General features: G+C 58.6%; 19 protein-coding genes. 14 read left to right on the top strand and 5 right to left on the bottom strand.

Annotated features, from left to right (window positions below):
• The first annotated feature begins 141 nt into the window (after positions 1-141).
• From LH464_RS21290 to LH464_RS21260, 7 genes are read left to right on the top strand one after another with little or no spacing between them, the layout of a single operon-like run.
• Positions 142-831, top strand: a complete 690-nt coding sequence (locus LH464_RS21290; RefSeq protein WP_226788427.1) for a hypothetical protein — start codon at positions 142-144, stop codon at positions 829-831.
• Positions 831-2666 (top strand): hypothetical protein, encoded by a 1836-nt coding sequence (locus LH464_RS21285; protein ID WP_226788426.1) that lies wholly within the window; start codon positions 831-833, stop codon positions 2664-2666. The genes LH464_RS21290 and LH464_RS21285 overlap by 1 nt, the downstream gene beginning before the upstream one ends.
• A gap of 2 nt (positions 2667-2668) precedes the next feature.
• Positions 2669-4489, top strand: coding sequence for a hypothetical protein (locus LH464_RS21280; protein ID WP_226788425.1), 1821 nt, complete (start codon positions 2669-2671; stop codon positions 4487-4489).
• Between the two features lie 42 nt (positions 4490-4531).
• On the top strand, positions 4532-5470 hold the full coding sequence (locus LH464_RS21275; RefSeq protein WP_226788424.1) for a hypothetical protein: 939 nt from the start codon (positions 4532-4534) through the stop codon (positions 5468-5470).
• Between the two features lie 2 nt (positions 5471-5472).
• A complete protein-coding gene (locus tag LH464_RS21270) occupies positions 5473-5817 on the top strand; it encodes a hypothetical protein (protein WP_226788423.1) in 345 nt (114 codons plus the stop codon).
• Positions 5814-6788: a hypothetical protein gene (locus LH464_RS21265; protein ID WP_226788422.1), complete on the top strand. Its 975-nt coding sequence runs from the start codon at positions 5814-5816 to the stop codon at positions 6786-6788. The genes LH464_RS21270 and LH464_RS21265 overlap by 4 nt, the downstream gene beginning before the upstream one ends.
• Positions 6785-7099: a hypothetical protein gene (locus LH464_RS21260; RefSeq protein WP_226788421.1), complete on the top strand. Its 315-nt coding sequence runs from the start codon at positions 6785-6787 to the stop codon at positions 7097-7099. The genes LH464_RS21265 and LH464_RS21260 overlap by 4 nt, the downstream gene beginning before the upstream one ends.
• A 67-nt stretch (positions 7100-7166) precedes the next feature.
• Here LH464_RS21260 and LH464_RS21255 read toward each other — a convergent pair whose 3' ends face one another.
• A complete protein-coding gene (locus LH464_RS21255; protein ID WP_226788420.1) occupies positions 7167-8063 on the bottom strand; it encodes a class I SAM-dependent methyltransferase in 897 nt (298 codons plus the stop codon).
• The gene (locus LH464_RS21250; protein WP_226788419.1) at positions 8063-8377 is read right to left on the bottom strand and encodes a hypothetical protein; all 315 of its coding nucleotides are present in this window, start codon (positions 8375-8377) and stop codon (positions 8063-8065) included. The genes LH464_RS21255 and LH464_RS21250 overlap by 1 nt, the downstream gene beginning before the upstream one ends.
• 149 nt (positions 8378-8526) lie before the next feature.
• Here LH464_RS21250 and LH464_RS21245 point away from each other — a divergent pair, with 149 nt between their 5' ends.
• The 6 genes from LH464_RS21245 to LH464_RS21220 all read left to right on the top strand — a co-directional run bounded on the left by LH464_RS21245 (position 8527) and on the right by LH464_RS21220 (position 10996).
• Positions 8527-9237 carry a peptidoglycan recognition protein family protein gene (locus LH464_RS21245; protein WP_226788418.1) on the top strand — a complete coding sequence of 237 codons (711 nt, stop codon included), beginning with the start codon at positions 8527-8529 and terminating at the stop codon, positions 9235-9237.
• A 22-nt stretch (positions 9238-9259) separates the two neighbouring features.
• Positions 9260-9583, top strand: coding sequence for a cell wall anchor protein (locus LH464_RS21240; protein WP_226788417.1), 324 nt, complete (start codon positions 9260-9262; stop codon positions 9581-9583).
• A complete protein-coding gene (locus LH464_RS21235) occupies positions 9570-9926 on the top strand; it encodes a hypothetical protein (protein ID WP_226788416.1) in 357 nt (118 codons plus the stop codon). Before LH464_RS21240 ends, LH464_RS21235 begins: the two co-directional genes overlap by 14 nt.
• Positions 9923-10105: a hypothetical protein gene (locus LH464_RS21230; RefSeq protein WP_226788415.1), complete on the top strand. Its 183-nt coding sequence runs from the start codon at positions 9923-9925 to the stop codon at positions 10103-10105. Before LH464_RS21235 ends, LH464_RS21230 begins: the two co-directional genes overlap by 4 nt.
• A complete protein-coding gene (locus LH464_RS21225; protein WP_226788414.1) occupies positions 10105-10344 on the top strand; it encodes a hypothetical protein in 240 nt (79 codons plus the stop codon). The genes LH464_RS21230 and LH464_RS21225 overlap by 1 nt, the downstream gene beginning before the upstream one ends.
• A 184-nt stretch (positions 10345-10528) precedes the next feature.
• Positions 10529-10996, top strand: coding sequence for a hypothetical protein (locus LH464_RS21220; protein ID WP_226788413.1), 468 nt, complete (start codon positions 10529-10531; stop codon positions 10994-10996).
• Between the two features lie 603 nt (positions 10997-11599).
• On the opposite strand, the gene LH464_RS21215 is transcribed toward LH464_RS21220, so the two are convergent.
• Complete coding sequence (locus tag LH464_RS21215; RefSeq protein WP_226788412.1) at positions 11600-11833, bottom strand: hypothetical protein; 234 nt, start codon at positions 11831-11833, stop codon at positions 11600-11602.
• A 543-nt stretch (positions 11834-12376) separates the two neighbouring features.
• On the opposite strand from LH464_RS21215, the gene modA reads away from it, so the two are divergent.
• Positions 12377-13153 carry a molybdate ABC transporter substrate-binding protein gene (gene modA / locus LH464_RS21210; protein WP_226788469.1) on the top strand — a complete coding sequence of 259 codons (777 nt, stop codon included), beginning with the start codon at positions 12377-12379 and terminating at the stop codon, positions 13151-13153.
• Positions 13154-13189: 36 nt separating this feature from the next.
• On the opposite strand, the gene LH464_RS21205 is transcribed toward modA, so the two are convergent.
• Positions 13190-13579, bottom strand: a complete 390-nt coding sequence (locus LH464_RS21205; protein WP_226788411.1) for a winged helix-turn-helix domain-containing protein — start codon at positions 13577-13579, stop codon at positions 13190-13192.
• Between the two features lie 25 nt (positions 13580-13604).
• Positions 13605-13865, bottom strand: a complete 261-nt coding sequence (locus LH464_RS21200) for a hypothetical protein (RefSeq protein ID WP_226788410.1) — start codon at positions 13863-13865, stop codon at positions 13605-13607.
• Between the last annotated feature and the right edge of the window lie 209 nt (positions 13866-14074).

Raw genomic sequence — 14074 nt, 5'->3', positions numbered from 1 at the left:
TTCCTCCGCTTCCTATACCGACAGAGCCCGTCATTGATCCGCGGACAGGGCTGATGAACCGCAATTGGTACCAATATTTCCGCGCCCTCGATGGCATCCTTCGCGAGCTGACCGCGCCTTGAACGATCTGGAGACACCGTAATGGGATTTTTGAGCGGCCTGATGGGCGCCGATGTTGGGAAAAACCAACTTAAGTCGCTGAAAAAGAACCAGGGATTGATCGATACGTTTCGTGGCCAAGGCAACGAGATCATCAACACGGGCGAAGGGCAGTCCGCGGGCGCTATCAACTCAGCGATCGGCGGCTATCAGCCGTGGGTAGATGCGGGCGAGGGGGCGCTTGGCACGTATCAAGACGCGCTTGGGCTCAACGGGGCCGAAGGCAACGCACGAGCTACGGGCGCCTTTCAGGTTGGCCCCGGCTATCAGTTCGCGATGGGTCAGGGCGAGCAGGCTGCTCTACGCGGTGCAAGTGCTGCCGGCATGCTCAGCAGCGGCAACACGCTCACGGCTCTCACCGAGTACGGGCAGGGCATGGCCAACCAGGAATACGGCGGCTGGCTCGACCGGCTCAATGGTTTGTCCGGACAGGGCATGCAGGGTGCGGCCGGTCAGGCGCAGGGCTATGGTGGCCTTGCTGACCTCTACCAGACGGGCACCGGCAACCGGCTCAGTCTCGAAAGCGAGGTTCTCGGCGGCACGATGGACATCAACAACAACACGGCCCAGATCAAAGACCAGCAGGCAGCCAACAAGAGCAGCTTCTTCGGCGGTCTCATTGGCAAGGGGCTTGGGCTTGCAACCAAGGCGGCGACGGGAGGCCTCTTCTAATGGTCGGATATATCGCCAGCCTGCGCCAGGGCTCCCCTCGCATTCCGCAGGTCGATACGTCATGGGTGGGCGGTCTAGCCGATACCATAGGCGGGGCTATGGATCAGTTCGGAGACACTAAGCTCGCACGCGAGGCGTTAGGGGCTACATCGGCTGCAGCGCCCCAGCAGGGCGGCTTCTTCGGTCGGCTCATGACAGGCCAGCAGCAGGCTCAGCCAACGCAGGCCGGGCCACCTGTGGTGCCTGTGCAGCGCGGCAACTTGGCCTCGACTGATCAGATGGGGCAGTACCGAAACGCCATCGCCTCCATCGAGAGCAAGGGCAGCGGTGACTATGCCGCCGTTGGTCCGACGCACCCGAAGATGGGCCGCGCTCTCGGCCGGTACCAGATCATGGAAACGAACATCGGCCCATGGTCTCAGGAGGTTCTTGGCCGCCAGGTGACGCCGGATGAGTTCATGGCAAACCCGCAGCTTCAAGACGCAATCTTCGACGGCAAATTCGGAAGCTATGTCTCCAAATACGGGCCGGAAGGCGCTGCGCAAGCGTGGCTCGGCGGTGAGGGTGGCGTCGGCAAGACTGGCCGCAGGGATTCCCTTGGAACCTCCATTGGGGAATACGGCAACCGGTTCACAGCCGCTGTTGGCGGTAGTGGAGGCGCTGTGGATGCTGTGAACACGATGGCCGCGGGTGGTCAGACAGCGGCTTATGTAGATCCTGCTGTTTCCGCTCCAGCCTCTCGCGATCCCGCTTCTACAGCAAACGCGCAGCCCTTTTCAGCCGATGCCGTGCCGCTGCCGAATTCTGGTTCCGGCTCCATCATCGCCCCCGGCGTCACGCCCGTGCAGCGCGGCAGTGTGGATACAGACATTCTTGCTCGCATGATCGGCAATCCTCGCCTTCGCGAGATGGGCATCGCCCTCTGGAAACAGAACTCGGGACAGGCTGCAGGAGAGCCTTGGCAGTTCGTCAACCTCCCAGACGGGACGCTTGCACGCGCCAACCAGCAGACGGGCGCTGTGGAGCGGCTGGGGACTTTTGCTAAAGCCCCGGAACCGAAAGGGCTCGTTAATGCTGGCGACGGTCAACTCTACGACCAGGACAGCAAGGAGTGGCTGAGCGCTCCCAATCGTGGGCAGAAAAAGCCTGACATCGTTGAACTGTTCGATGAGGCGACCGGACTTCCCTACAAGGCCCGCTGGGATGATCAGACCGGCGAGTTCGTCCGTGAGGGCGGCGTAAAGGCACAGAACGGCATGGCGATCACGACCAATCCAGACGGGACGGTGAGCATCACCCAAGGCGCCGGCCGTCCACCGAAACTGACAGAGGCAGAAGGAAAGAACTCCGGTTTCCTCGTTCGCGCCAACGACTCTCAGAAGATACTCAATACCCTTGAGGGACAGGGTACCAGCCTATGGAACAAGACCGTTGGTGCCGTTCCAGTAATCGGCAACTTTGCAAGGTCTGAAGACGCCCAGAAGTACGATCAGGCAAAGCGGGATTTCATCAACGCCCAGCTTCGCCGTGAATCCGGTGCCGTCATCTCGCCTGAGGAATTCGCAAACGCCGAGCAGCAGTATTTTCCGCAGCCAGGCGATGGCCCACAGGTGATCGAGCAGAAGCGAGCAAACCGGCAGAACGCCATTCGTGGACTTGAGATCGGCGCGGGTGCGGGCTTGGATGCGGCCAGCCAGCCGAGCGTTACGCAGCCTAGCGGTCAAGACGCCGCGGCACCTCTGCAGTCAGCTCGTGATGCAATCGCCCGTGGGGCCGATCGGGAGGCTGTCATCAGGCGCCTACGGGAAGCCGGCATTGAAGCATCGGGGCTTTAACAATGGCTAATATCTCGTTCGATGATCTGATCCCAAAGGGCAACAAACACACGTCTGGGCCGGCATTGTCGTTTGACGATCTGATACCGGCAGAAGGTGCGGCGGCTTCTCCTGAACCAAAGACCTATCGCGGCCTTGTGGTGCCTTATGAGCAGAACGAGGAAACCGGAGACTGGAACTTTGCGGTGCCTCGCCTTGTGGAAAACCTCTACGAGGCGGCGAAGGGTGCTATAACCGCCCCAGGTCGGGCCATGAGCGGCGAACTGAAGGTGACAGGTCCAGACGGGAGGGCATCCCCGGAAGCGATTGCAGAGGCCGCTAACGTGGCGACCATATTCGCCCCGATCTCGCCGGCCGCAGGGACAGGCAAGGCCGTTGCAGCCAATGCAGCGCCCGCCGCTACGCAAGGCATGGAAAGTGCTGCCGCGGCTAATCGGATTGGGGTTGATCTTCCCCGAGCAGTTGCGAGCGAATCCCCGGTCGTGCAGCAGACCGGCAAGCTTCTGACGAACGTTCCGATTGGGGGCACGCCTTTGCGCGTGGCATCGCAGAAGGCTATCGACCAGCTTGGCGGGGCTGCTAACCGTGTCCAGGAAGGGTACGGCTCTGGCAACGTCGCAAACGCTGGCGCTGCGGCTCGTCAAGGTATGACGGATTACGCCACCAAGACGCTGTCGGGGCGCGTGACAGACGCCTACAACGCCGTTGACGGACTGATCACCCAGAACGTGACCACGCCCTTGTCCAATACGGCAAAGACGGCCCTTGAGATCGGCACCAGCCGCAAGAATGCCACGCTTCCCGATAGCCGCGCTGTCGGAGTCGTGCGTCGGGCGCTCGAAAGCACGGACGGTCTCAACTATCAGGGCATCAAGGATCTTCGCTCATCCGTCCGCGAGATGATGGATAATCCAAGCCTTGCCCCGGCAGAGACATCACAGGCAGAACTCAAGCGCATCTATGGCGCGTTGACTGAAGACCTGAAGGCGTCTGTCGCTCGGTCGGGCGGTGAAAAAGCAAGCACTGCCTTTGAGCAGGCTAACCAGCTTGCAGCTCGGACGGCTCGCGAGCGCGAATCTCTCAGCAAGGTTCTTGGCCGAGACGCCTCCGACGAGAAAGTCTTTGACCGGATCACCACCATGGCCGGTTCTGGCAGCCGTGCCGATCGGGTAAACCTTGCCCGGGTCCGGTCTTCTGTGAGCGATGAGACATGGAATGATCTGGCTTCCGGCGTTATCTCGCGCCTTGGCCGGGATGCGGATGGCAACTTCTCGCCCAATCGTTTCATCACGGGGTATGGGCGTCTTTCGTCGGAGGGCAAGAGCGCATTGTTCGGTGGGCAGAAACAGCTTGCCTCAGCTCTCGATGACATCGCGACAGTATCAAGGCAGTTCAAGACGTTGGACCAGTACGCTAACCCATCGGGAACGGGGCAGGCGGCGACCGGTGCAGCATACCTGAGCGGTGTTTTCCTAGATCCCGTTACGGTGGTCGGGTCGGTTGCTGGCGCTCGCGTCATGTCTTCCTTGATGGCTAAGCCAGCAAGCGCGAAAGCCCTTGCCGCCTATGCGAAGGCATATGAGCGCAATGCCACGAAACCTAGCGAGGCATCAACCCAGGCTCTTGCGAATACGGCCAGAGCAGTGGCGGGCTTTATTGGACACGAAACCGGTCAAGCTGGCGTAGCGTCTCAGGTATTCCCCTCGATATCGCGGGTGCGTCAAGTGCCAGCAGAGGATGGGGGCGAACACTATCGGGTGCCAGAAGCTCAAAACGGCAGCGTAGACGACAAGCTTCGTATGCTTCCTGCGAACGAGATCTGAAATCATCCCCGCACCATGCCCTAAACCTCAAAGGAAATCCATATGGCCGGTTTCTGGAACCAGTCCAATACCCAGATCCACGATCAGAACGGTAAGCCGTTGATTGGGGCGAAGGCGTACTTCTACCTCGGCGGCACTTCCACGCCCATCACTGTCTACAAGGCGTTCTCGCTGGGTGAGGTGAACGAGCATCCGAACCCCGTGCAGACGAATGGGGCAGGGTTCTTTCCCCCGGTTTATCTGGATGAGGCAGACGAGTTCTTCCGTGTTCGCATCACGACGGCCTCGGGCGTTATCCTCTTCGACGTGGACGGGTTGCCGATCATCGGTCCTGCAGGAGGCGGAGGCGGCGGAGGCGGGGATAACCCGGTTGATCCTGACGCGGTCTCCAAAACCGGCGACATGAAACCTCGATATGGCACTGGGCTCCATTCGGGATGGGTTCGAGGAAACGGCCGAACGATTGGTTCCGCCACGTCTGGCGCCTCGGAGCGAGCCAACAGCGACACGCAGCCCTTGTTCGAGTGGCTTTGGAATGAGGATAACGCACTAGTCATCGTTGGGGGGCGGGGGGCGTCCGCGCTTGCTGACTGGAGCGCCAACAAGCAATTGACGCTCCCAGACTTTCGAGGGGCAACCTTCGTCGGTTTGGACACGATGGGCAATATAGCTGCGAATGCCATTCCCGCGGCTACCTCGCTGGGGTGGAAGGGGGGCGCAGCAACCCACACCATGACAATCGCAGAAATGCCGTTCCACGATCATGACGTCTTAGATCCTGGCCACGCACATATGCAACATGACCGAAGCTCGCCCAACGCAGCTGGGGGTGGCACTGATCTGCCTGTGGCTGCGCCAAACGATAATCCGACATTGACCGAACCCAACTTCACGGGGATTGGGATTTTTGGCCGAGGCGGTGGCCTCCCGCACAACAACGTTCAACCGTCCGTCGCCGTCACAATCTATATCAGGCTCTGATCATGTATGAAGCACAACTCAACCCGATTTCGAACCGTGCCGACTGGATCGAGACTATCGAGCTTGTCGATGACGATACTGGTGAGGTCATCACCGATCTTACGGGTGTGACGGCGGTGGTGGAGGTTCGTTCTCGGGCGCCCTGCTACCGCCACCTCGGAGGTACGACCGAAGATGGCCGGATCATTATCGCAGACGGCGGAATAATCCAGTGGCGGTTTACGGCTCAAGAGATGCGAGGGCTATCCCCTGGCCCGTATGAGATCGGATTCACAATCACTCGTGACGGTATCACTGAACAGGAATTGATCGGCTCGCTGCCGGTAGTTGATGGAGTTGTGCGATGACCCTTCGTATGCGGGTGTTACCCCGCTACCCAGCGCGCATCTATGGCGCAAACGGCATTATGGCTGAACGGGCTGGGCCAGATGTGACTATATCGATGGAATACGGCTCTTTAATCCGTATTCCATCTGTTGATAACCCGAATACCGTTTTCTTCGCAGTCTGGAACGAGGACTTCAACAGCTACTCGATTATGTCCTTCACCGACACTTTCAACGCGGTGATCGATACAACCGGCTTGATGACGGAGACGGTCTATGACCCTCAGGGTATCGGTGGTGACGCCTTCGACAGATCTCTGCAGACTGGTGAGCAGCCGGTATCATCCATAACCGGACTCGCCACGGCGCTGGCTTCTATTGGTGACGATCTCGACTCCATCGATGATGCCCTCGCGCTGCGAGTACGTGCCGACGCGGCGCAGTCATTCACCCCAACCCAAAAGGCACAGGCGCTTTCCAACATCGGCTCGGCCTGGCAGCAGATCGGGGGCGTGATTGTCGCTGCCGGGGGGGCGACGCAGGTAACTTGGACTGACCTAAGCGCGTACAATCTCCTTCGTATCCGGTACTACATGACTGCAGCGAACATGACGGGCGGTGCTATTCTTCGCTCCAGCAGAGATAACGGCGCGACGTGGGACGTTGGAGCTACAGATTACCGCTACCATGGGTTCTTCGAAGTGAACGGCGCCGTTTCGCCAATCGTAGACACGGCAGCGGGGCTGTTCGCACTTGTCTCTACTGGCATTAACAACGGGTCAGACCTCGATGGCTTCATAGACGTATCCCGCTTCAATAAGCCTGGTGCGGCTACGGTATTCACCGAAGCGCACCATATTTCATCGGCCCCCGCTCTTCGCTTTGAAAAAATACACGGCTTCCTGAACCAAGGCGCCCGTAGCGCGATCGGTATATTCGCCCCTTCTGGCTCGTTCTCAGGGGTGTTCGTTCTTGAGGGGGTACGCGGATGAAACTTTCTCGCATCGAAAATGGCGTTATCTTTGATCTGACGCCTGAGGAAGTAGCAGAGCATGGTAGCGCTGCCCCGCCGCATGTCTTGCCAGTTACCATCTTGTACCCGGTAGACCTATGGTCGCGCCTAACCGAAACGGAAGCCGATCAGGTGGAAGCGGTTATGCTGACCCAATCTATTCGCGTACAGAACATTTTCAGATCTGCATCGTCATACCGGAGCGATCATGAACTATGGCCACTGCTTGAAAGCGTGGCCGTAAGCCTGTTTGGCGAGGCGCGGGCGGCGGAGATATTGTCGCCTTCCTGAATCCTCGGATGATCCTCGTCGTGTTTGGGCCGAACTTCTAGCGAGAGGTCATCATCTCGTGAAGACGTTAATGCTCGTCCATGTACTTGCGGAACCTATCGTTACATTCATGAAATGCTTTGCTGGCGTGTTCGACGCTCTTCGTGAGTTTCTTGATTGTTTCTTTGTCCGGGTTGGCGATTTCGTCCTGCTTTATGCGGGGTTCGCCTCTCTTTGTGATGAAGACTACGAATTCATCAGTGCCAGGGAGGATGGGATCCGACACGTCGATGTTCATTAGGCCTAAATCGGTAACCTTGCGAAAGGTCTCGACAAAGCTGTCAGGCGTCCAGACGGTGCAGTGGACGTCGAGATACTTTTGGTGGACGAACGTCTCTATCGAGAGATTGATCGCGTCTTGGTCTGTATATGCGCGATCCCAGTCTTCAAACTTGGTGCCCTCCAACGGGGTCTCAGTGTTTTTCCGGTACACTATGGAACGGCTGACGAAGTCGAAAACTTGAGAAGGTGTTGGAATGCTGCGGCGTTCAACGTATGCGCCGACGAGGTCGCTTAGTGAGGTTTCCCGGCGGAAGTGGTCAAAGCTATTCTGCTTGTTGGGTACGTAAAGGCAAAGCTGCCCGCCGTCCTTCACCACTGACAGAATGTCGTTGAGCCAACCTATCGTATCAGGAACATGTTCAACCACATGCGCCGCCAGAGCGTAGTCGAATAGTAAGTTCGCAGGAGCGCACTGCTTAAGGGGTGTTCCGGGTGTCCATACGAAATCGATTAGAGGCACTTCGCCAAACATGGTGCGGTCTGGATTTGCCGCAGCTTTCGCCTGGATCTCGTCGTTTCCAATCATGTCCGTGTACATGACGTTGTGTTCGGATTTTAGGAGCCGCGGGAAAAAGTATGGGGCTATCTCCAGACCTAGACCTTTATGGGCCATGTCTGTCAGGAACTGCGGTGCAACGGACATCAATTCACGTTCCTTTTGGAAGTTTTCCGGATTCGCTCAATTAGTTCGAGAGTCTGCTCTAGCTCAACGTTTAGTGCGTCAACCGTTCTGGTGCGGAGCCAATGGTCGACTGAGGGGTGGAGCCCCCAATCTCTTTTTTTCTCGTTCTCGATAAGATGAGGGAATATGCCCGACTTCAGTTTGTCGCTAAGCTCTGGATCGTTGTCATAAGAGCATAGGATTGCAAACGCAGCACGACTGATTTGCTCGTTGGCCGCCACCCTCGCCATCATGTTGAATAGCAGCTTGCGAAGGTCTTCGATATCGTCAGCCATGGCGTCCTCGTCTCGCGTGTCGCACGTAACTTCCCTAAGACATTGGGTAAGTCAAGCCACGCCAAGCGCAACCCTTCTCCGCACGGCATAATTACCCACTCCCACTAGAGCCCCATAAGCCTACCCTCCCCACAATCTGGAGAACCATCATGTCCGTGCAGTCTCTGCAGCGGCGCTTGATCGCGCTTGGATTCCCGCTTCCTAAGTTCGGCCCAGACGGCGACTTCGGCGGCGAGACACAGACGGCCGTTGGAAAGGCTCTGGATGAACTGGAGGGCTTGCGCGGCCCGAAGGTGCCGGAAGCGGCGAAACCCGCTCCTGCGGCCCCTGTAGCCTCTGGCGCAACCATCCCCGCCGACTGGATGCCCATGGCTAAGATGGAGCGGATCATCTGCCACTGGACGGCCGGCGCTCACAAGGCGTCCGAGTTCGATCGGGGTCACTACCACATCCTGATCGAGGCCGACGGCAAGCTGATCCGGGGTATCCCGTCGATCAAGCTCAACGAAGCACCGGCGAAGAATGGCTATGCCGCCCACACGTTGAACTGCAACAGCGGATCGATCGGCGTCTCGCTTTGCTGCATGGGCGGTTCTAGCGAAATCCCCTTCAATCCCGGCAAGTATCCCATGACCGAAAAGCAATGGACGGCGCTGACGTCGGTCGTTGCTGAACTCTGCCGGCGCTACGGCATCCTGGTCACGGCAAAGACCGTTCTTTCCCATGCCGAGGTGCAGAACAATCTCGGGATAGCCCAGAGAGGCAAGTGGGATTTCACTCGTCTTGCCTTCGAGCCTTCCATCAAGGGCGCCAAGGCCTGCGGCGACAAGCTGCGATCTGAAGTCAAAGCCAAGCTCTAACCCACCACAAGGAACCGAACCTATGAAGTCTCTGCTTATCCTGGCAGCGGCAGCCATTGGCTTGTCCGCTTGCACCCACACCGGCTCGATCGATACCGCGATCCGCCAAAGCCTTCCGCAGATCTGTTCTGCTGCTGATACCGGCCATGCGGTTTTCGTCGCCATTGCTGCCACCGGCAAAATCAAGCCCAGCACCGTTGCGAAGGAAGAGGCAGCTTACGGCCAGCTCGTCGTCGTCTGCGCCAACAAGGACACGGCCACGCTCGCGTCTACACTCGTGAGCGCCGCGACCGCCTATGCCGTCATCACCGCGGCTCTGAAGGAGGCTCAGAATGTCGAAGGTTGAAACCGCTGTTCGTGACGCCATCGTCAAGGGCGTCTTCGAAGCCGCAGCAAGACCGCTGACGGCGACTGAGGGCAGGGACGTGAACGTGGTCACGTCGAAGGTGCTGGCAGAGGTCGCGCCGGTCGTGGCTCACGCGACAAATTCCGAGCCATGGTATCGCAGCCGCGTGACCTGGGGCGCCATTGCTTCCATCGTCCTACCTCTTCTGGGGGCGTTCGGCGTGTCATCTGACATCATCGATGCGGATCAGTTCGTGGCTCTCGGCCTCGCGCTCGGCACGGCTGCCGGCGGTGTTCTCAGCCTCTACGGGCGCTGGAAAGCCAAGACACCCATAGGTCAGTGATGGACGGTTCGCTGCTCGAAACCGGCTGTCGGTACATCAACAACTTCGGAACTACCTACGTCGTCCACGCCATTGAGGGCGACGTAGTCATCTACACGATCGAGGGCCTGCGCATGAAGCCGTTGAGAATGCACCGGGAAGCTTTCGCGCATGGACTCGTCAGAGAGATACCAGGCTGATGGAGTTCTCTACCAAAGACATCATTGCTCTCCTCGCCAACAAGGAGACGGTCGTTGTCGGGTTCGCGCTCGTGTTCCTAGCTTGGGCTCTGCTTGAGCGACGAGACAGGCGATCTGCCGAGGCGGAAATCCTGAAAACCTACCAGATCCTCACGGCGGTGGTCCAAAAGTTTGATGACAACACCGCGTTCTGGCGGGACACGATCATCCGCCTCACAGAAAAGAGCCTCGGGAAATGAAGATATTTTCGTCTCTTTGGCCCGTGTGGAAGGAAAGCAAGCGCCGGGCTGCCCGACAGGGTGAGCCGAAGAACCGGGCGCGAACAGAATTCTCCGAGGCTGTTGTCCAGCTCACGCGCAGGACCAGTGACGTCACGAAGATTGCCAACGACGCGATTGCGAGCATGCACAGGGGTAAGGGACATTGAAGAGGCTAAAGTCATCAATAGCCGCATGGTCGGCTGTATTCGCCGTTCTAGCTTTCACAGCTGCATCTGCAGCGCTATCCGAGGATGGGGTCAGAAACGTAGCCTATGCCCTCGTGACGGGCTTCACGTCAGCTGGCGTTGTCCGGTGGGTTCCCGACGCTCTCCGATCCTTTCGAAACGGAAGGGCAGGGGCTGAGTTCCTGATCGTGGGCGTGGCATCGCTCCTGACGATCCTATTCTTTCACCGCGTATGGGTGATGACGATCACCTACTATCCCGGCCTCGACGTCGCCATGGTGACTTACTTCGTCGTCTGGATGCTCGCGTGGGCCTGTGGGTTGATCCTTGTGGCGCCCGACGTAGAAGACGGAGTGATAGCCAACCGCAGCCTCATGCTCGTCGGGGCTGCTCTATTCATCGCCGGACTCATGTCTGGGGTGAGCATAGCGCTATCGCTGGGGTAGTCCGTTCCGCTCTCTCATCCTATCGTACCAGTCCTCTACAGCCTTGGCGGCCTGCCAGTGCTCTTGCTCCCATCCTTGGTGGGGCATGACACGTTGCGGGAAGCCTTCGTGCTGCGCTGCGCTTCCGCTCCACATGAACATTCCCTTGCGGCTGTGTGTGGTCTTGTCCAACATGATTCGGCCGACGCAGATCCTGCCATCGTAGGCGACCCAGTCTTCGTGCCCTTCTCCGGGCCACGTCTGCGTCCAGCGGTATTTCTTCTGCCAGGTCATGGGCAAGGATTTGCTCGGATGACCGGGAACGTCAACAGAACATATCGTGTCTCCGGTTCAAGTTCGGAGATGAACGACACGGAAACAGAGTGACACGAGGGCATAGAAACCATTGAAGGTTTTGAAAGCCTTCCAAGCTGAATACACGGGTTCGATTCCCGTTACCCGCTCCAGAGCTTTCATCCATTTAGCTATTCTGCGTCTCGTGGCCCGCCTTTGCGGCGAGCTGTTGATCCGTCGTGTCGACTCTTGCGGCGTTCATCCTGCGCGTTGTGTGCTTGGCCATTCCACGATCTGGAGAATCACGAACGCGCCCATCTCTTCTGCGGATTATTCCTCCAGGGGAGGTATGTCCCCGAAGGAAATGATCAGGGCAGGGGATGTCATGTCGCCGGTTTCGCTATCCACCATCACGGAATAGGCAGCCACGCCGGGATGACGATCGGCCATCGCGGTCGCTATGCGCTCGGCCGACGCGGCGCTTGTCGCCTGCCTCATCTCACCGGCCGTCAGTCCGCCCCTGCTTTTCTTGTAGGGGATGATGATGAATTTTTGCGAGATCATGTGGGGGTTCCTTTTGCATGGCCATGACTGCATCGCCCCTTAATAGCAAGCAGTAAGTCACGGGCGCTCGTCCCCGTCTTAACAGGCATATCTATTCCACAATCCGGAGATCCATCATGAATGGGGTCGCCCATCACGGCGTAGCAACTTCGCGGGGTGCACTGTTGATGTAAGAGCGAGAGGACGGCCAGCGTAATCTCGCGGCAGCAACGTGACGTCAATCGGTTGCCCGACCCCGTTCTAAAGCTAACGGCAGTCGCGTCCTGACTGGCTTTTGACAGAGCGGACGCAATTCGTCCATCCATTTCAATAGCGGAGAACCATCATCGGCAAGAGGGCTGGTCGCCCGGCTGAAGCGGCGGGTGGTCTTGTGTGCGATGTCAGATCACGAGGCAGTCTTACCGAAAGCGACGGCTGTGGCCGCATGCGTTCCATTCATCCAAACTTTGTGGCGATCTATTCTGCCGAACATATCGGTGGACGCCGCCTCCAGCATCGATATATTCTTTGAAACATATCGATGCTGGAGGGATTTAAATGATGATGAAGCAAGTGCGCCAAGCCGCGAGCGTCGTGGCGTTGGGATTGAGCCTGTTCGTGTCGGCACCGTCGGTCTCGGTCGCGCAGGAGACGGTGACGGTATTTGCGGCCGCGAGCATGAAGAACGCACTCGACGCGGCGAGCGCTGCCTGGACGGAGAAGGGCGGGGCCAAGACGTCCATCTCCTATGCGGCAAGTTCCGCGCTCGCCAAGCAGATCGAGGCGGGAGCCCCTGCGGATGTCTTCATTTCGGCGGATCTTGCCTGGATGGATTACCTGACGGAGCGAAAGCTGATCGACGAAGCGAGTCGAACGAACCTTCTCGGTAACCGCATCGTTCTCGTCGGCGCGAAAGATGCCCCCGTCGTCGAGATCAAGCCTGGCTTCAATCTTGCAGGCCTGCTCGCCGGCGGCAAGCTGGCCATGGGAGCGCCCGATTCGGTTCCGGCCGGCAAGTATGGCAAGGCTGCACTCGAGGCGTTGGGTGTCTGGTCATCTGTCGAGACCAGTGTAGCGGGAGCGGAGAACGTGCGTGCGGCTCTCCTTCTGGTTTCCCGCGGGGAAGCTCCCTATGGCATCGTCTACCAGACGGATGCCATTGCCGACCCGGAAGTCTCAGTGGTTGGCACTTTCCCGGCCGACAGCCATCCGCCCGTCATCTATCCGGTCGCCCTGCTGGCCGAATCCGACAACCCTCAGGCGGCAGACTATCTTGCGTTCCTGAAGTCGGAAGAGGCCCGGCCTTTCTTTGAAGCTGAAGGGTTCGAGGTTCTTCGCTGAATCCATTACCTCAAACGGGATGGCGCGATGTCGCGTCTACGCGCCATCCTCTGTCGGTGGCGGTTCGTTTCGCAAAGCGGCCAGCAGCCATTCGACGTCCGGCTGGATGGCTGCACGGCACTGCCGCTCCATGGCGCGAAACCGCAATATAAGATCGTTGCCGAAGGGGGTCACGACGGCGCGTCCACCCTGGCTTCCACCGCGCTGCGTCACGACGACGGGCTCGGCGAACATCCGGTTCATCTCGTCCACCAGCATCCAGGCACGGCGATAGGACATGTCCATTGCCCGCCCACCTGCCGAAATTGAACCATGATTCCGGATGTTGTCCAGAAGCTGGATCTTCCCGCGTCCCAGCCGGCGGCCGTCGGGGAAATCGAGGCGCATCACAAGGGCAGGGTGGGTGTCGTCGGATCGATAAATCATTTTGCTGCCGCAGTAGGGGAATGGTTCACCTGTTGGGAAACTCCACCCTCTGCCGGCTGACCAGCTTCAGGCTTCGGTCCGGCTGTATGATATAAGTCTCCTCGTACCCTTGGCCAAACTGATCTCTCAGGCGATTCGTGACCGCGCTGCCCACGGGAGCCTTGGTCAGGCGGCTCTGCGGCTGCCCGCCATAGGTGATGCTTCCCGGGATCGGCTCGATGCCGGACGTCGACTGGGAACATCCGGCAAGGGCGATGACGCACAATAGACTTGCGATCTGTTTCATGGCTTGCTCCTCCATGATTGTTGGTGACGGCTTTGCCACGTCTTGCATCTTCGTATCGGCATAAAATGACCTGCTGCGGCAGTCGCGGATCTCCAGACATTTATGTCTTGCGCATTGTCTGGGAAAGCCTTAAACGGCCACACCAAACCCGCGTGCCGGGTTCGCAACCCATGTCCACAGGAAGCATTCAATGGCAAAGAGCAAGTTTG

Origin of the sequence: Pseudorhizobium xiangyangii (assembly GCF_020531965.1) — a bacterium.
GTDB classification, from domain to species: Bacteria; Pseudomonadota; Alphaproteobacteria; order Rhizobiales; family Rhizobiaceae; genus Neorhizobium; species Neorhizobium xiangyangii.
This window is presented reverse-complemented; position numbering and strand designations above follow the sequence as displayed.